Consider the following 15,412-nt stretch of genomic DNA (forward strand, 5'->3'; position numbering starts at 1 on the left):
ATAGAGGGCCGCGACGCCGCTGGCGCCGCCGACCGCGGAGGCTTCGATGGGCTTGCCCGTCAGGGTGACGGCGCCGGCCGCATAGCCCGCGCCGAGCGCGGCCATGATGGCGTTCTTCTCAGCCACCGAGCCGGGCTTGGAGGGATCGAAGACCACCCCGAGAACCGCCTTGCCCGTGGGTCCGCCCTCCAGGAAGGTCAGGGCCCGGCCGGCCACGGCCAGGTCCTTGGCCGGATCGGCGTGGCCGACCACTGGCGCCACCAGCACGAGCGTCATCGCTCCTGCGGCCAGCAGTCTCTTGTGGTGTCGCAACATCGTTTTCCCCTCGCCCCTTTGGGCTGAACGGGAACAGGGGATAGCAAGTTAGCCCAATTTTCGTAGTGAAGGCCCCGGTCGGCGCAGGGCTTGTTAGGATATGTCGGACGCTTTCTTTGCTGAAGTCCGAACAACTCAATTGAGCGCAAACCCACTTATCGCGGCACTACTTTACATTTCACAAGAAAGCCGCCGCTCAGGTCTCTTTGATCAGAGGGCGGCGAGCCCCAGTTCCATCATTTTCATTGCGAAGCAGCGGTCTTGATCCGGGATCGCCATTGGCCCTACCGCGGTATGGCCAAGGTTCGAATCTGCCTTCGCCCCACATCTCTACTTTTGCGGACGGGGTGGCGCGGTCGCGCGTTTGGGACGTTTTGTCGTGATCTTAACGTACTGAAAACACGAGACTATCCCCACATTGAGTGTAATTTCTAGAGGATCGGGAATGTTCACCGCGACCTGATTCGGAGCGCCGGCCGACGCGGCCCATCGCCGGGCCGCCCATCGCCTTCAGAAAACTTGCGCGGGACCCGAGTTAATCCCCAATGCCCTAGTGGGGAATTTGCGCCACACAGGCCTCGCACAAGGGGCGACCTCATGGGTTCCGAATTCTGGCTGTTCGTCGCTGTGGGCTTCGCCGCCCAACTCGTCGACGGCGCCCTGGGCATGGCCTATGGGGTGATCTGCTCCACCGTCCTGCTGACCCTGGGGGTCAGCCCCGCCAACGCCTCGGCTAGCGTCCACGCCGCCAAGGTGTTCACCGGGGCGGCCTCGGCCATCAGCCACATCTACCACCGCAACATCGGCTGGCGGCTGCTGCTGCTGCTGTCGGCCGGCGGGGTGCTGGGCGGGGTGGCCGGCACCTACCTGCTCACCTCCATCGATGGGAAGGTGATCAAGCCCTATGTGGTGGCCTGGCTGGGGCTGATGGGCCTGGTGATCCTCTACCGCGCCTGGAAGCAGGCCCGGCCCAAGCTGTTCTCCTGGCGCCTGCCCTTCCCGCTCGGCCTCACCGGCGGCTTCTTCGACGCCGTGGGCGGCGGCGGCTGGGGGCCGGTGGTCACCTCAACCCTGATGGGCGGCGGCGCCGACCCTCGACAGGCGATCGGCACCACCAACGCCGCGGAGTTCTTCATGTCCGTGGCCGTCTCGGCGGCCTTCATCACCGCGCTCGTCACCGGCCACTGGGAGACGACGGGCCTGACCGACCACCTCTGGTCGGTGGTGGGCCTGATCGCCGGCGGGGTGGTGGCCGCCCCCGTCGCCGGCTGGGCCACCAAGGTCCTGCCCCACAGGGCCCTGACCTGGCTCGTCGGATCCCTGGTGACCGGCCTCTCCCTCTGGCAGGCCTGGGCGCTGTTCGCCTAGGGGGTAAGGGCCGTCAGACGGTCCCAGTCTGGACCATGGCCCAGATGACCCGGCCGAGCGCGCCGAACAGCAGGACGGCGGCGGCCAGCGCCTGGATCATGAAGCCCGCCTCCCGCTTGCCCGGATCGGCCACGTAGCCCAGGGCGTAGACGATGCGTCCGACGATCCAGACCACACCCACGGCGGCGGCGATGCGGTCGTCCCAGTAGATGGCGAACAACCACAGGCCGGCCAGGAAGATCGGCAGCCACTCCAGGGTGTTGTAGTGGACCCGGATGTTGCGCTCCAGGTGGGCGTCGCCGTGCATGGCCGGCGCGGCGATGCCGGAAACTTGACGGGCTTTTCCCACCCGCAGTCCCATCCAGACATAGACGAGCAGGGCCGCGATGGTGACGATGGCGACTTCGTAGTGCGGTTGCATGATTTCCCCCGAAATACCTCTGGCCCAGGTCGTGGCCGGTTCGCGTCAGGGTGACACGCGTCGGGCCGTGCGGGAACCATCCCCCAGGCTCGCGGTGTTTTAGTCCGTCGACGGAGACTTTGGAGGTCTCGATGCCGTTCGAATCCGCCGCTATCAGCGATATCCGCTACGACGAGGACCGCTCCAAGCTGTTCGTCCGGTTTCACGATGGGGACGAGTATGTCTATGTCGGCGTGCCCGGCGAGGTGCACCGCAGCTTCATCGACGCCGATTCCAAGGGCCAGTTCTTCGCCTACGAAATCCGCGACCAGTACCCCTACAACAAGATCCAGGCCTGACCGGGCCTCAGTTCGCCGCGGCGAGCATCTGGCGCAGACGGTCGCGCTGAATCTTTCCCATGGCGTTGCGTGGAACCTGCGCCACTCGCAGCAGCCGCGCCTGCCGCCCGAGCGACCGCTCGAAGACCAGGGTCAGGGGCGCCAGGTCGAGGCCGTCGGCGGCCACATAGGCCAGGTGGGGGGCGTCCAGGCCGTCAGCGTCGGGGGCTAGGAAGGCCGCGGCGTCGCAGACCCCCTCCACCGCCAGGACCAGGGCCTCCAGTCGCGAGGCGAGGAACTTCGCGCCGCCGACGTTCATCAGGTCATTGGTCCGCCCCACCACCCGCAGCAGGCCGCGGTCGTCGATCATCCCCAGGTCGCCCGGCCAGAACCACCCGTCGCGGAACATCTGCGCGGTGGCTTCGGGGTCGTCCATGTAGCCGCCCGCCAGGCCCGATCCGCCAATGCGGATTTCCCCCATCTGGCCGGGGGGCAGGACCTCGCCGTCCGGCCCCACGATCTGCACCTCCGCCCAGGGGCAGACGAAGCCCGCGGCGTCCTCCGCGCCCTCCATGTCGGTCAGCCGGCCCAGCGCCGTGGCCCCGGCCTCAGTGGACCCGTAGTTGACGACGATGTTTCCGCTCAACCGGACGCGGGTCTCCTCGGCCAGGGCCTTGGAGATCGATCCGCCGATCACGCCGACGATCAGATCGGGCATGGGGGCGAAGTCGTCGGGCAGGGCCCGCAGCAGGGTCTGGAGATGATGCGGCGCCAGGCGGATCAGATTGAGGTCCAGGGCGCCCAGGGCCCCGGCCCAGCCCGTCCCGGGCCCAGGGTGGCACATGGTCCCCCCCTGGGCCCAGCAGAGCAGGCTGGTCTTCAGGCCGCCGATGGACCCGGCGCCCACCGTGGCGGCCGCCCGCAACCGCGGCCGGACATAGAGCTGATTGAACAGCAGGGCGCCGGTCTGGACGTCGATCACCTCCCGCGTCAGCAGGATCTTCTTGGGCGAGCCGGTGGTGCCGGAGGTGACGATGATGCGGCAGGGATCGTCCTTGCCCCGCCGCCGGCGCCGGGCCGAGCTGGGCGGGTAGGCCCACAGGGCGTCGATCCAGGCCTGGTCGATCCGGTGGGTGGGAACCTTCAAGGGCCCCTCGGGCAGGACACTGGCGAACAGCACCTGGGGCTCCAGCAGGGCCACATCGCGGGGAATGTCGCCCACCGCGGCGCTGGAAGCGCTCACCAGGCCGCTCTGCTCCAGGGCGAAGGTCAGCACCCAGTGCAGGTAGGGGTGGGGTGTGCTGAGCAGGGCCCGGGCGTCCAGGGGCAGGTCCAGGGTGGCGAGCCAGGCCGCGCAACGCCCGATGTCGGCGGCCATGCGGCCGAAGGTGAAGCTGTCCTCGCCATGGACCAGGGCCACGCCATCGGGCTGTTGCCCGGCCTGATAGGAGATAAGCTGTTCGAACATGCAGAGGCTCAACGCGCGGCGGCGCAGGTCGGAAAGAAAAGCGCCCGCGTCCTGGTGGGAAGCGGGCGTCGGGTCGTCTGGGAGCCGTGAGGCGCTCGCCTATTTCCGCTTCTGCTTGCGGGCGGCGTAGCGGAGGTCTCGGGCTTCCTTCTGCTTGGCGCGCAGATCCAGGTCCCGGGCTTCCTGGGTGATGGCCTCGTCCTCCAGCCGCAGGCGCTCGGCCTCGGCGGCGGCGGCGCGCTTGGTCTCACGCTCGGCGTTGCGGGCGGCGCGGACGGCCTCCAGCTCGGCGGCCTCGGCCTTCTTGCGCGCCTCGATATTGGGATCGATGACGGAGGGCTTGGGCTTGAAGCGTTCCAGCAGCGCCTTCTTGGCCGCGGCGGAGGTCGCCTGGCGGTCGGCGTGCTTCATGCCTTTGGGTTCGAACATGCGGTCTCAAAGTTCCAATTCAGGGCCCGGTTCCGGTTCGCCGTCCCCTCCCCCGGTGGGGAGGGACGCCGGGCCTGCGGGATCGTTCGAATTTCTGGAGCGGGCGAAGAGATTCGAACTCTCGACCCCAACCTTGGCAAGGTTGTGCTCTACCACTGAGCTACGCCCGCACTCCGTGAAACCGATCCCCGTGAGGAAAGGCCCCGAAATTCGAGAGCGGGCTTATGGCAGAGGGTCCGGGGCTTGGCAAGCGGGGCTGGCCTCTATTGGCGTCTTTCTCAACCCATGAAGCGCGGCGCCTTGAGCCGGCGCTTGTTCACATGGTCCTTGGGAGCCTCGTTTTCGATCTCCGGCGGGAACTCGCCCTTGAAGTAGTAGCGCTGCCAGGCCGCCCTGGTGGCCTCCGGATCGAGCTGGAAGATCTTCTTGTTGAACTCCGCCCGATGCTTCTCCCAGACGTCGTACTGGTCGCGCAGTTCCGGATTTCGGGACATCGACTTGATCACCGGCTGGACCTCCGCGATCACCTTGTCCTGGGTGAGCGTGATGAAGCAGAAGGGCTCGCCCTTCTCGAACCGCACCACGCCGGGCCGGGTGAAGATCCAGTTCATCGTGAAGGGGAAGGGCAGCCAGTCGGTCTCCACCAGGCCGGCCAGGGGCTGGATGCCGTCCTTGACGTGGTTGGGCGGTCCCTGGGCGATCATCGACCAGCCCGGCGGCGTGCGGAACAGGTAGCCGGGATGGAAGGTGACGACGCCATGGCTGAAGTGGCTCTTGGCGAAGTTGTGGAAGTCCGGGTGCGGGTGGTCGGTCTTGAGCTTGATGTCCTCCTGCCGCAGGCCGCCGTTCCATTCGGCGGTGAAGGCCATGGGACAGAGAATCTCCCAGCCGGTGGTGTTGGCCATGGCCAGCGGCAGGCACCGGTAGGGGTGACGCTCGGCGAAGTGATCCATCCAGGCCCGCTGCGGGCGGCCCGGCACGATTTCCGGCGGGCGCTCGGCGGTGGGGTAGCACTCAAGTTCCATGGCGGGCTCTCAACGCAAGTGACCAGGGTTCTGGTCTAGCCAGCCTGTCGCGCCCGCGTCCAGTTCGCTAATCAGGTCACATGCTGACTCGCCCCGACCTGATCGCCTTTTTCGACGCCCACGGGATCGACCACGCCACCACCGAGCACGAGGCGGTGTTCCGGGTCGGCGAGGGCGAGGCGGTCAAGCACGGCATCGAAGGCGCCCACAGCAAGAACCTGTTCCTGAAGGACGCCAAGGGCCGGCTGTGGCTGATTTCGGCCCAGGACACCACGGTGATCGACCTCAAGCGCCTGCACCCGGTGATCGGCTCGGCCAGGCTCTCCTTCGGCAGCGCCGAGCTGATGGTCGAGACGCTTGGGGTGACGCCGGGCTCGGTCACCGCCTTCGCCCTGGCCAACGATGTCGAGCGCCGGGTGACCTTCGTCCTGGACCGGGCGCTCGCCGAGGCCGAACGGGTAAATTTTCATCCTCTCACCAATACCGCCACCACCACGGTGAGCCCGGCGGGGCTGCGGCGGTTCTTCCAGGCCCTGGGGATTACGCCCCTGGTCGTGGATTTCACGGACCTGCGCGTGGTCGAGGATGGTTTCGTCCGTTGAAGCGCGGGCCGCTTGGGACCATTTTAGGCGTCGAGACGTTCAACCCCCGGACGGGAAAGACTGCAGACCATGACCCTCATCGGTGAAACCGCGCCGGGCGCCGGCGGCGACCTCATCAAGGACGGCAGCGACGCGGGCTTCATGGCCGACGTGATCGAGGCGTCGAAGACCACCCCGGTGATCGTCGACTTCTGGGCGCCTTGGTGCGGCCCCTGCAAACAACTCGGTCCCTCCATCGAAAAGGCGGTGCTGGCGGCCAAGGGCAAGGTGAAGCTGGTGAAGATCGACATCGACCAGCACCCCCAGTACGCCGGCCAGCTGCGGGTGCAGTCGATTCCGGCGGTCTTCGCCTTTTCCGGCGGCAAGCCCATCGACGGCTTCATGGGCGCCCTGCCCGACAGCCAGGTGAAGCAGTTTGTCGACCGCATCGCCGGCCAGGCGCCGGCCAACGAGACCGACGAGCTGCTGGCCATGGCCAAGGAGTCCCTGGAACTCGGCGACATGGGCGGCGCGGCCCAGGCCTTCGCCCAGGTGCTGCAGGGCGATCCCACCAACGCCAAGGCCCTGGGGGGCCTGGCCCGGGTCTATCTGCAGGGCGGCGACGCCGAGAAGGCCCGCGAGATCGCCGACCTGGCGCCCGAGGGCGCCAAGGACCCCGACCTGGACAGCGTGCGCGCCGCCCTGGCCCTGGCCGACGCCGCGCCGGAAGAGACCTCGGACCTGGAAAGGCGCCTGGCCGCCAACGCCAATGACCACGAGGCCCGCTACGAGATCGCCACGGCGCTCGCCGGCCGCGGCGCCTGGGAGGCGGCGTCCGATCACCTGCTGAAGATCATCGAGGCCGACCGCGCCTGGAACGACGAGGCGGCCCGCAAGCAGCTGATCACCATCTTCGAGGCCGCGGGGCCCGGCTCCGACGTGGCCCGGTCCGGGAGGCGGCGGCTGTCGTCGATCCTGTTCTCATGAAGGGCGAGCGCGCCGTCCCGGGCGGCTACCAGAGCCCCGGCGACCTGCCGCAGGTGATCCCGGTCTTTCCCCTGGACGGCGCCATGCTGCTGCCGGGCGGCGAGCTGCCCCTGCGGATCTTCGAGCCGCGCTACCTGAACCTGGTGGACGACGTCATGGCCGGCGACCGCATGATCGGCATGGTCCAGACGAGGTCCGGCGGCGAGCGCTCCCGGCCCAACCTGGCCCATGTCGGCTGCGCCGGACGCATAACCAGCTTCAACGAGACCTCCGACGGCACCTATCTGATCACGCTGACCGGAGTGTGCCGGTTCGAGGCCGGGGAAGAGTTGCCGGTCAAGACGCCCTATCGCCAGGTGCGCACCGCGTTTGCCCCCTTCTTCGGGGACCTGGCCGACGAGGAGGTCGATCCCGACGAATTCGACCGCAAGCGGTTCGCCAAGGCGCTGAAAAAGTACCTGAATCGCCGCGAACTGGACATCGACTGGGACACCGCCGAGACCGCGCCCCTGGAGAGCCTGGTCACCAGCCTGGCCATGGGCCTGCCCTTCGAGCCCCTGGAGAAGCAGGCCCTGCTGGAGGCGCCGACCCTCATCGAGCGGGTGGACGCACTCACCACCCTGCTGGAGATCGACGCCCTGGATAACGGCGATGACGCCGGCCATTCCGTGCAGTAGGGATGGCGTCATGACCGAACCCCTCCCCGCCCTCACCGTCGAGATCGACCCGCGCCTGCTGGAGATACTGGTCTGCCCGGTGACCCACGGACCCCTGACCTATGATCGCGACAAGGGCGAACTGGTCTCCAGGTCGGCCAACCTCGCCTACCCCATCCGCGACGGGGTGCCGATCATGCTGCCGGAAGAGGCCCGCGAGATCGCGGATTAGGCCGCCAGCACCCGGCGCACGCTCTCCTCCACCGTGGGCGCGTCGCTGATCTCCAGGATCGGACAGGTCAGGGTCGAGAGCCAGGCCCGGTGGCTGGGTAGGCTGCGACCGCCGTTCGAGCCGTCGTCATAGCCCCGCGACCAGGTCACGAACTTCACGTGGATTTCGTGCATGTCGCCGCCGGGCAGGATCCGGTCGCCATAGCGGGCGCGTTCACGGACCAGGCTGCGCGCCATGCGGATCTCGGGATCGAGATAGAGGAAGACCACCAGGTCGAACCGGTCGACCACCTCCACGCCCCAGGACAACAGGGAGCCGGACAGCACCCAGGATTCGCCCTCCGGCACGGCGGCCTTGAGCATCGCAAGCCGCTCGGGCTGCGGTCTCTGGGTGGTGAAGGGCGGCTCGGTGGGCAGCCAGAAGAAGGTGTCGCTGTCATGGTGGGCCACGCTCAGGGCTCTGGCCAAGGCGGCGCCGAGGGTCGTGGTCCCCGACCCCGAGGCCCCGACGATGTGGATGCGCCGCGCGGTCATGGTCCCCTCCCCTCGCCACCGGATAGCGAGGACGGCGTGGCGGCGCAATTGACAGGCCCCGCCCGCCCGCGCACCGTCGCGGCCTCATCTTCAGATCGGGAGGCGGTTTCATGAAGGCTCGTTCGTCCACGCGGACCGCCCCGGGCGCCTAGCGCCCCTTCCAGCGTCCGCAGGTTTTCGCGCGCCCCGGCCGCCCTGAGCGGACCCTGGCGCATGCCTGACACTCGCGACGACGAGACATCATGACCGACACCCTCAACCGCTACGGAAGCCTCTGCGCGGAGATCTACGACCTCGACAAGCCGGTGGGCTCCCTGTTCGACATCCCCTACTACCAGAGCCGCCTGAAGGGCCTGGACGGCCCCGTCCTGGAGGCCGCCCTGGGAACCGGCCGCCTGTTCATCCCCCTCCTGGAGGCGGGCCTGGACATGGCGGGCTTCGACCATTCGGCCGACATGCTGGCGGTCTGCCGTCACAACGCCCAGGCCCGCGGCCTGGCGCCGGCGCTGGCCCAGGCGAGGTTCCAGGACTTCGCCTTCGACCGGGCTTTCGCGGCGATCATCGTGCCGGCCAGCTCCTTCATGCTGGTGGACGATTTCGACGAGGCCCTGGCGGTGCTGGCGCGTTTCCGCGACGCCCTGGCCCCCGGCGGCCTTCTGTTGATCGACCTGCCCCCCATGAGCTTCTTCGAGGCCGCCGGCGGGGTGCGCAGCTGGACCGCCGCCAATGGCGACCTGCTGCGCCTCAACTCCCAGCGGGTGGAGACCGACCCCGTCGGCCAGAGGCGGGTCAATCACGACACCTATGAGAGGTGGCGCGATGGCCGGCTGCTGGAGAGCCAGCTCGAGCTCTTCGCCTACCGGGTCTGGGGGGTGCGGGAGTTCCAGATGGCGCTGGCCGCCACCGGCTTCACAGACATCGCCGTGAGCGCCAACTATCGGCCCGGCCGCGCGCCCAAGGCCGGGGACGGCATCCTCAACTTCGAGGCCCGTCGGCCGACCTAAAGCGCCTCGCCCCGCAGCAGCCGGGGCAGGTCCCCCAGGGCTCCGCCCGCGTCGTTCATGAAGAACCGGCGGGCGGGGCCGATGCCGTTGACCGCCGCCATGCCCGCGCCCCGCGCCAGGCGCAGCAGGGGATTGTCGTTGGAGAACAGCCGCACGAAGAGGTCGCAGGCCGCCACCACCGAGATGTTGTCGAACCGCCGCCAGCGGGCGTAGCGCTCCAGCACCAGCTCCGAGCCGATATCCTCCCCCAGCCGCGCGGCGTCCACCAGCACCTGCGCCAAGGCCGCGGCGCCCTTGAGGCCCAGGTTCAGGCCCTGGCCGGCGATGGGATGGATGCCGTGGGCGGCGTCCCCCAGCAGGGCGGCGCGCGGGGCGCACATCCGCTCGGCCAGCTGCAGGGACAGAGGATAGGTGAAGACCTGGCCCATCACCTGGGCCTTCCCCAGCAGGGCGCCGAACCGGCGTTGCAGGTGGGCGTGGAAGACCTCCGGCCGGGCGGACTTCAGCGCCGCCGCCTTGGCGGTGGGTTCGGTCCAGACCAGGCTCGCCCGGTCCTCGGTGAGCGGCAGGATGGCGAAGGGGCCGCCGGGCAGGAAATATTCGTGGGCCACGCCCTCGTGCGGACGCGCCAGCTTGACGGTGGCCACCACGCCGGTCTGGGCGTAGGCCCAGCCAAGGGAACCGATCCCGGCGGCGGCGCGGACCACCGAGGCGCGCCCCTCGGCGCCCACCACCAGGGGCGCGGTCAGGACGCGGCCATCCTCCAGGGTGACCCGGGCGCGGTCGGTATCGAAGCTGACCTGGGCCACCCGGGCCGGGGCCAGGACGGTGATCTTGGCCTTCTCCACCGCCGCGGCCAGGGCGGCGCGGGAACGGCGGTTCTCCAGCAGATAGCCCAGGGGCTCACCGTCGGAGCGATCGGCGATCTCGGCGGAGTCGAAGCGCAGGTAGAAGGGCGAGGGCTTGCCGGCCGAGGCGCCGGGGCTGCGGCCGTCGGTCACCAGGATCTGCTCGATCCGCTGGGCGTGGGGCTCGATGTCCTGGGCCAGGCCGAGCGCCCGCCACTGTCGGAAACTCGCATAGGCGATGGCCGAGGAGCGGCCGTCGAAGGTCGGCGCCAGCTGGGCGTCAAAGACGATGGGGTCGATCAGGATCGGGGTCAGGCCGCCCTGTTTCAGGGCGAGCGCCAGGGTGGCCCCGGCCATGCCGGCCCCGGCGATGATGACGTCGGCGTCGAAGGTCTCGCTCATGGGCCGATATGCCGACGATAGGGCCGAGGCGTCCAGTCCCAGAACCCTTCCGCCGGTTTTTTGGGCGGCCGCGTCGATTTATCCGTTGCCAAGGCCCCCGGCCCCCTGTCTGCTGTTTTTTGGACCCTCGGGTCTAGTTTTCGAAACTCGCGCGCCTGGGGAGCCCCGCCGATGGCCATCCTGCCCAATATCCGACGTGGACCCCTCGTCGTGGGCGGCGTGGTGGCGGTGGTCCTGATCGTCGGAGGGGGGGTCTGGTGGACCAACAAGCAGCGCTATGAGTCCACCGACAACGCCTTCATCGCCGCCGACAAGGTGACCGTGGCCCCGCAGGTGGACGGCTATGTCGCGCAGGTCCTGGTGGAGGACAACCAGAGGGTCGCCGCCGGCCAGGTGGTGGTGCGGCTGGACGCCGCCGCCGCCCAGGCCAAACTGGCCCAGGCCATCGCCAACGCCGCGGCCCTCGACGCCGCCGTCCGCGGGGTCGACGACAAGTCGGCCCTGGAGAGCGCCATGATCGCCCAGAAGGCGGCCGGGGTGGAGTCCGCCCACGCCCAGGCCCAGATGGCCACGGCCGAGCTCGAGCGCTACGGCGCGCTCGCCAAGCAGGGCTGGGTCTCTCCCCAGCGGGCCCAGTCGGCCAAGGCCGCGGCCGGCACCGCCGCCGCCGGCGTCGCCCAGGCCCAGGCCACCCTGGAAGCCGAGCGCCGCACCGCCGAGGCCCTGGGCTCGGCCCGCGCCCAGACCCTGGCCCAGGCCCAGGCCGCCCACGCGGCGGTGGAGACCGCCCGCATCGATGTCTCGCGCACCGAGATCCGCGCGCCAGTCGCCGGCGTTGTGGGCGCCAAGGCCGTGCGTCCGGGCCAGTACGTGCGCCCGGGCATGGCGCTGATGAGCGTCGTGCCGCTCGGCCAGGCCTATGTGGTGGCCAATTTCAAGGAGACCCAGGTCTCGCGCCTGCGCATCGGCCAGCCGGTGGAGATCCGCGCCGACGCCTTCGGAAAACAGACCATCCGGGGCCATATCGACTCCTTCGCCCCGGCGACGGGCTCGGAGTTCGCCCTGATCCCGGTGGAGAACGCCGTGGGCAACTTCACCAAGATCGCCCAGCGCCTGCCGGTGAAGATCGCCGTCGATTCCAAGGAGCCCCTGGCCGGCGCCCTGCGGCCGGGCCTGTCGGTGGAGGTCAAGGTCGACGTGCGCAAGGACACCGGCCTCGGCTTCGCCGACACCGCGCCCACCGCGCCCTCGACCGAGCTCGCCCGCCGCGGCGTCTCGCGCTAGGCGCCCGCCGTGGCCGACGTCGCCGCCATCGACCGTCCCCCAGCGCCGGCGCCCCCCGGCGGCCACCTGACCAAGTCCGGCGAGATCGACTGGCTGAAGGTCTTCCTGGGTTTCGGCGGCATGGTGATCGGCCAGTTCATGGCCGTGCTCGACGTCCAGATCGTCGCCTCCTCCCTGGCCGAAATCCAGGCCGGCGTCGGCGCCAGCGCCGACGAGATCAGCTGGGTGCAGACCATCTACCTCCTGGCCGAGGTGGTGATGATCCCGTTGACCGCCTACTTCTCGAAGATGTGGGGCACGCGGCCCTTCTTCATGGCGGCCACGGCCTGCTTCATCGTTGCCTCGATCCTCACGGGCCTCTCGACCACCTTCGAGATGATGATCGTCACCCGAGCCCTGCAGGGTCTGGCGGGCGGCGCCATGATCCCCCAGGTCTTCGCCGCGGCCATGACCGTCTTCCCGATCGAGCGCCGGGTGACCGCAAACGTGGTGGTGGGCCTGATCGTCACCCTGGCGCCCACCATCGGCCCGACGGTGGGCGGTCACCTGACCGAAGCCCTGGGCTGGCGGTGGCTGTTCTATGTCAACATCATCCCGGGCCTGCTGGCCCTGTTCCTGGTCGGGCGCTTCGCCAATTTCGACAAGGGCGACCCTTCGCTGGCCAAGGGGATCGACTGGACGGGCCTGGCCCTGATGGCCGTCTTCCTGCTCACCATGCAGTACGTGCTGGAGGAAGGCGCCGGCGACGGCTGGCTGAAGGACGACAAGATCCTCTGGCTCACCGTCCTGTCGGTGCTGGCCGGCGCGGCCTTCACATGGCGGCAACTCGCCTATCGCCAGCCCATCGTCTCCCTCGCCCCTTTCACCGACCGCAACTTCGCGCTCGGCAGCGTGATGAACTTCGTGTCGGGGATGAGCCTCTATTCTGGAACCTTTGTCCTGCCCCTCTACCTGGCCCAGGTCCGGGGCTATTCCCCCGGGCAGGTGGGCACCACCATGCTGGTCTCCGGCCTGGCCATGTTCCTGGCCGCCCCGATCGCCGGGCGGGTGATCCGGCTCATGGACCTGCGGATTAGCCTGGTGCTGGGATTCAGCATGGTGGGAGTGGGCCTGGGCCAGGGCATCCACGTGGGCCCCGACTGGGGCTTCAACGAGTTCCTGGTGCTACAGGTCTGCCGCGGCCTGGGGGCGATGATCGCCATGATCGCCGCCTCCCAGATGAGCATCTCCACCCTGCCCCTGCACCTGATGAAGGACGGCTCGGGGCTGCTGAACCTGATCCGCAACATCGGCGGGGCCGTGGGCCTGGCGATGGTGACCACCATCCTGGCCCATATGAGCGCCGTCCACCTGGCCGAGCTGTCGGCCTCGCTGAACAGCAGCAGCCTTGAGGCCCAGGAGATGATGACCCAGCTCTCGGGGATGATGCAGGCCTCCGGCGCCCTGGATCCCGAGGGCGGGATGCGCAAGCTGATGGGCGGGATGCTGCGCCGTCAGGCCCTGGTCATGGCCTTCGCCGACGTCTTCATGTTCCTCACCGCCGGCTGCGTCGTCGCCATCGTCCTGACCCTGCTGGCCCGCCCGGCCCCGGCCACGCCGCCCCCAGGCGGCGGAGGCCGCTGATGCCCAGGATCGCCGGACAGATCGACCTGGCCAAGGGCGAGGCCATCCTCGACGCCGCCATACAGGTGCTGTCGGAGCGCGGCCTCTCGGCCTCCATGGAGGAGATCGCCCGGCGGGCCCGCGTCTCCAAGCAGACCATCTACAATCACTACGGCTCCAAGGCCGAGCTGATCGCGGCCCTGGTGGACCGCCGGGTGGCCGACATCACCGCCCCCCTGGAGATGCCCGGCGCCGACGAGCATCCGGAGGAGGCCCTGGCCAGCTACGCCCGGATCATGCTGCGGGCCCTGGTCAACCCGCGGGCCAGCGCCCTGATGCGCCTCTACATCCAGGGCGCCACCGAGGCGCCCGACGTGGCGCGCGCCGTCTTCGAGGCCGGGCCCAAGGCCTCCCGCGCCCGCCTGGCCGCCTTCCTGGCCCGCGAGACCGCCGCTGGCCGGCTGGCGGTGGACGATCCGGCCCAGGCCGCGGAGTTCTTCGGCGGCATGGTGGCCGGCACCTACCAGCTGTCCGAGCTGCTGGGGGTGGACCGGGGCCTCACTGAACCCCAGATCGACCACATCGCCGCCGAGGCGGCGCGGCGCTTCCTACGGGCTTACGGAGTCTGAACAGACCTACTCCGCCCCGAAATCGTCGGGCAGGCCGATCATGTGGAAGCCAGCGTCGACATGGACCACCTCGCCGGTGGTGGAACGGCCGAGGTCCGACAACAGCCACAGCGCCGTCCCGGCCACCCCTTCCATGGAGGTGTCCTCCTTCAGCGCCGACATCACCCGACCCTGGGAGAGTTTCTCGCGGCCCCCGGCGATGCCGGCGAGCGACAGGGTGCGCATGGCGCCGGCGGAGATGGCGTTGACCCGTATCTTGGCGGGGCCCAGGTCGCGGGCGGCGTAGCGGGTGGCCGCCTCCAGGCCCGCCTTGGCCACCCCCATGGTGTTGTAGTTGGGGATCACCCGCTCGGCGCCCAGATAGGTCATGCAGATGATCGAGCCGCCGTTCGGCATCAACCGGGAGGCCCGCCGGGCGCAGTCGACGAAGCTGTAGACCGAGATGTCCATGGCCTGGAGGAAGCCCGCCCGGGTGGTGTTCTCCACGAAGGAGCCCTTGATCTCGTCGCGGGGGGCGAAGGCGATGGAGTGGACGAAGAAGTCGAGGGTCCCCAGGGCCGCCTCGACCCCGGTGAAGGCTTGGTCCATCTGGGCGTCGTCGGTGACGTCCGCCGGCAGGACGGTCTTGACCCCGATGGAGTCGGCCAGCGGCTGGACCCGGCGCTCCATGCCCGGCAGGTGCAGGAAGGCCAGCTCCGCGCCCTGGGCGGCCAGCTGGGCGGCGATGCCCCAGGCGATGGACTGGTGGTTGGCCACGCCGATGACGACCCCCTTCTTGCCCTTCATCAGGTCGCCCTTGGGCAGGTCATAGTCCTCGGCCACGATCGCCTCCTCTACAGCTTGATCCGGTAGCCCACGTGGCTCTGCTCGAACCCCAGCCGGTCATAGAACCGGTGGGCGTCGGCGCGGCTCTTGTGGGTGAAGAGCTCCACGGCCTGGCAGCCGCGCGCCCGGGCGGCGTCCAGCGCGTCCGCGATCAGCCGGGCGCCCAGGCCCTGGCTGCGCAAGGACATGTCCACCCGCACCCCCTCGATGAGGGCCAGGTCCGCCCCCCGGTTGGAGAGGCCAGGGATGAAGGTCATCTGCAGGCAGCCCACCACCACTCCGTCCAGCTCCGCGACGGTTAAGATATTACCGTCACTGGCCTCGATGCGGTCGAAGGCGGCGTAGTAGGCCTCGGGCAGGGGGGCCTCGAATCGCTCCCGTCCGGCGCCCAGGGGATCGTCTGCCAGCAACTGGACGATCCGCGCCACGTCCTCGCGGCGGGCGGGGCGGAAGACAGGTTCAGAGGCCTTGGTGATTCCCACCGCG

Annotated in this window: 18 protein-coding genes, 1 tRNA gene and 1 pseudogene; 10 read left to right on the plus strand and 10 right to left on the minus strand. The window is 69.2% G+C overall.

Annotated features, from left to right (window positions below; translation table 11 throughout):
- Positions 1-276 (minus strand): annotated as a pseudogene (locus tag Q7T09_RS07905) (hypothetical protein); the annotation flags it as partial.
- Positions 277-912: 636 nt separating this feature from the next.
- On the opposite strand from Q7T09_RS07905, the gene Q7T09_RS07910 reads away from it, so the two are divergent.
- Complete coding sequence (locus Q7T09_RS07910; protein WP_304699032.1) at positions 913-1,683, plus strand: sulfite exporter TauE/SafE family protein; 771 nt, start codon at positions 913-915, stop codon at positions 1,681-1,683.
- A 13-nt stretch (positions 1,684-1,696) separates the two neighbouring features.
- On the opposite strand, the gene Q7T09_RS07915 is transcribed toward Q7T09_RS07910, so the two are convergent.
- Complete coding sequence (locus tag Q7T09_RS07915) at positions 1,697-2,104, minus strand: MAPEG family protein (RefSeq protein WP_304699033.1); 408 nt, start codon at positions 2,102-2,104, stop codon at positions 1,697-1,699.
- A 131-nt stretch (positions 2,105-2,235) separates the two neighbouring features.
- Between Q7T09_RS07915 and Q7T09_RS07920 the strand changes: the two genes are divergently transcribed.
- Entirely contained in the window at positions 2,236-2,442 is a 207-nt protein-coding gene (locus Q7T09_RS07920; RefSeq protein WP_304699035.1) for a KTSC domain-containing protein, read from the plus strand.
- 7 nt (positions 2,443-2,449) lie between these two features.
- Here Q7T09_RS07920 and Q7T09_RS07925 read toward each other — a convergent pair whose 3' ends face one another.
- The 4 genes from Q7T09_RS07925 to Q7T09_RS07940 form a co-directional block, all read right to left on the minus strand.
- Positions 2,450-3,889, minus strand: coding sequence for a class I adenylate-forming enzyme family protein (locus tag Q7T09_RS07925; protein ID WP_304699036.1), 1,440 nt, complete (start codon positions 3,887-3,889; stop codon positions 2,450-2,452).
- A 99-nt stretch (positions 3,890-3,988) separates the two neighbouring features.
- Positions 3,989-4,318, minus strand: coding sequence for a DUF6481 family protein (locus tag Q7T09_RS07930; RefSeq protein WP_304699037.1), 330 nt, complete (start codon positions 4,316-4,318; stop codon positions 3,989-3,991).
- A gap of 95 nt (positions 4,319-4,413) precedes the next feature.
- Positions 4,414-4,488, minus strand: a tRNA-Gly gene (locus tag Q7T09_RS07935).
- Positions 4,489-4,596: 108 nt separating this feature from the next.
- Positions 4,597-5,343 (minus strand): DUF6065 family protein, encoded by a 747-nt coding sequence (locus Q7T09_RS07940; protein WP_304699038.1) that lies wholly within the window; start codon positions 5,341-5,343, stop codon positions 4,597-4,599.
- 80 nt (positions 5,344-5,423) lie between these two features.
- Between Q7T09_RS07940 and Q7T09_RS07945 the strand changes: the two genes are divergently transcribed.
- From Q7T09_RS07945 to Q7T09_RS07960, 4 genes are all read left to right on the plus strand, one after another.
- Complete coding sequence (locus Q7T09_RS07945) at positions 5,424-5,945, plus strand: prolyl-tRNA synthetase associated domain-containing protein (RefSeq protein ID WP_304699039.1); 522 nt, start codon at positions 5,424-5,426, stop codon at positions 5,943-5,945.
- A gap of 69 nt (positions 5,946-6,014) precedes the next feature.
- Positions 6,015-6,911, plus strand: a complete 897-nt coding sequence (locus tag Q7T09_RS07950; protein ID WP_304699040.1) for a co-chaperone YbbN — start codon at positions 6,015-6,017, stop codon at positions 6,909-6,911.
- On the plus strand, positions 6,908-7,588 hold the full coding sequence (locus tag Q7T09_RS07955) for an LON peptidase substrate-binding domain-containing protein (RefSeq protein ID WP_304699041.1): 681 nt from the start codon (positions 6,908-6,910) through the stop codon (positions 7,586-7,588). Before Q7T09_RS07950 ends, Q7T09_RS07955 begins: the two co-directional genes overlap by 4 nt.
- Positions 7,589-7,598: 10 nt before the next feature.
- Complete coding sequence (locus Q7T09_RS07960; protein WP_304699042.1) at positions 7,599-7,799, plus strand: Trm112 family protein; 201 nt, start codon at positions 7,599-7,601, stop codon at positions 7,797-7,799.
- On the opposite strand, the gene Q7T09_RS07965 is transcribed toward Q7T09_RS07960, so the two are convergent.
- Positions 7,796-8,332 carry a hypothetical protein gene (locus tag Q7T09_RS07965; protein ID WP_304699043.1) on the minus strand — a complete coding sequence of 179 codons (537 nt, stop codon included), beginning with the start codon at positions 8,330-8,332 and terminating at the stop codon, positions 7,796-7,798. The two genes, Q7T09_RS07960 and Q7T09_RS07965, sit on opposite strands and share 4 nt — an antisense overlap.
- 242 nt (positions 8,333-8,574) lie before the next feature.
- Here Q7T09_RS07965 and Q7T09_RS07970 point away from each other — a divergent pair, with 242 nt between their 5' ends.
- Positions 8,575-9,336, plus strand: a complete 762-nt coding sequence (locus Q7T09_RS07970) for a class I SAM-dependent methyltransferase (RefSeq protein WP_304699044.1) — start codon at positions 8,575-8,577, stop codon at positions 9,334-9,336.
- Here Q7T09_RS07970 and Q7T09_RS07975 read toward each other — a convergent pair.
- Complete coding sequence (locus Q7T09_RS07975; RefSeq protein WP_304699045.1) at positions 9,333-10,586, minus strand: UbiH/UbiF/VisC/COQ6 family ubiquinone biosynthesis hydroxylase; 1,254 nt, start codon at positions 10,584-10,586, stop codon at positions 9,333-9,335. The genes Q7T09_RS07970 and Q7T09_RS07975 overlap by 4 nt on opposite strands.
- 171 nt (positions 10,587-10,757) lie before the next feature.
- Here Q7T09_RS07975 and Q7T09_RS07980 point away from each other — a divergent pair, with 171 nt between their 5' ends.
- From Q7T09_RS07980 to Q7T09_RS07990, 3 genes are read left to right on the plus strand one after another with little or no spacing between them, the layout of a single operon-like run.
- On the plus strand, positions 10,758-11,870 hold the full coding sequence (locus Q7T09_RS07980) for an HlyD family secretion protein (RefSeq protein WP_304699046.1): 1,113 nt from the start codon (positions 10,758-10,760) through the stop codon (positions 11,868-11,870).
- 9 nt (positions 11,871-11,879) lie between these two features.
- On the plus strand, positions 11,880-13,493 hold the full coding sequence (locus tag Q7T09_RS07985; RefSeq protein ID WP_304699047.1) for a DHA2 family efflux MFS transporter permease subunit: 1,614 nt from the start codon (positions 11,880-11,882) through the stop codon (positions 13,491-13,493).
- Positions 13,493-14,101, plus strand: a complete 609-nt coding sequence (locus Q7T09_RS07990; protein ID WP_304699048.1) for a TetR/AcrR family transcriptional regulator — start codon at positions 13,493-13,495, stop codon at positions 14,099-14,101. Before Q7T09_RS07985 ends, Q7T09_RS07990 begins: the two co-directional genes overlap by 1 nt.
- Before the next feature lie 6 nt (positions 14,102-14,107).
- On the opposite strand, the gene Q7T09_RS07995 is transcribed toward Q7T09_RS07990, so the two are convergent.
- Positions 14,108-14,923 (minus strand): enoyl-ACP reductase, encoded by an 816-nt coding sequence (locus tag Q7T09_RS07995; protein ID WP_304699049.1) that lies wholly within the window; start codon positions 14,921-14,923, stop codon positions 14,108-14,110.
- A gap of 11 nt (positions 14,924-14,934) precedes the next feature.
- Complete coding sequence (locus tag Q7T09_RS08000) at positions 14,935-15,408, minus strand: GNAT family N-acetyltransferase (protein WP_304699050.1); 474 nt, start codon at positions 15,406-15,408, stop codon at positions 14,935-14,937.
- Positions 15,409-15,412 lie beyond the last annotated feature (4 nt).

This window comes from Phenylobacterium sp. (assembly GCF_030645195.1).
In the GTDB taxonomy this organism is placed as follows: Bacteria; Pseudomonadota; Alphaproteobacteria; order Caulobacterales; family Caulobacteraceae; genus Phenylobacterium.

What these genes read in the sequence shown, in the direction of transcription:
- Q7T09_RS07910 (WP_304699032.1), top strand. Translation starts at nt 913, where the DNA reads ATGGGTTCCGAATTCTGGCTGTTCGTCGCTGTGGGCTTCGCCGCCCAA.
- Q7T09_RS07915 (WP_304699033.1), bottom strand. Translation starts at nt 2,104, where the DNA reads ATGCAACCGCACTACGAAGTCGCCATCGTCACCATCGCGGCCCTGCTC.
- Q7T09_RS07920 (WP_304699035.1), top strand. Translation starts at nt 2,236, where the DNA reads ATGCCGTTCGAATCCGCCGCTATCAGCGATATCCGCTACGACGAGGAC.
- Q7T09_RS07925 (WP_304699036.1), bottom strand. Translation starts at nt 3,889, where the DNA reads ATGTTCGAACAGCTTATCTCCTATCAGGCCGGGCAACAGCCCGATGGC.
- Q7T09_RS07930 (WP_304699037.1), bottom strand. Translation starts at nt 4,318, where the DNA reads ATGTTCGAACCCAAAGGCATGAAGCACGCCGACCGCCAGGCGACCTCC.
- Q7T09_RS07940 (WP_304699038.1), bottom strand. Translation starts at nt 5,343, where the DNA reads ATGGAACTTGAGTGCTACCCCACCGCCGAGCGCCCGCCGGAAATCGTG.
- Q7T09_RS07945 (WP_304699039.1), top strand. Translation starts at nt 5,424, where the DNA reads ATGCTGACTCGCCCCGACCTGATCGCCTTTTTCGACGCCCACGGGATC.
- Q7T09_RS07950 (WP_304699040.1), top strand. Translation starts at nt 6,015, where the DNA reads ATGACCCTCATCGGTGAAACCGCGCCGGGCGCCGGCGGCGACCTCATC.
- Q7T09_RS07955 (WP_304699041.1), top strand. Translation starts at nt 6,908, where the DNA reads ATGAAGGGCGAGCGCGCCGTCCCGGGCGGCTACCAGAGCCCCGGCGAC.
- Q7T09_RS07960 (WP_304699042.1), top strand. Translation starts at nt 7,599, where the DNA reads ATGACCGAACCCCTCCCCGCCCTCACCGTCGAGATCGACCCGCGCCTG.
- Q7T09_RS07965 (WP_304699043.1), bottom strand. Translation starts at nt 8,332, where the DNA reads ATGACCGCGCGGCGCATCCACATCGTCGGGGCCTCGGGGTCGGGGACC.
- Q7T09_RS07970 (WP_304699044.1), top strand. Translation starts at nt 8,575, where the DNA reads ATGACCGACACCCTCAACCGCTACGGAAGCCTCTGCGCGGAGATCTAC.
- Q7T09_RS07975 (WP_304699045.1), bottom strand. Translation starts at nt 10,586, where the DNA reads ATGAGCGAGACCTTCGACGCCGACGTCATCATCGCCGGGGCCGGCATG.
- Q7T09_RS07980 (WP_304699046.1), top strand. Translation starts at nt 10,758, where the DNA reads ATGGCCATCCTGCCCAATATCCGACGTGGACCCCTCGTCGTGGGCGGC.
- Q7T09_RS07990 (WP_304699048.1), top strand. Translation starts at nt 13,493, where the DNA reads ATGCCCAGGATCGCCGGACAGATCGACCTGGCCAAGGGCGAGGCCATC.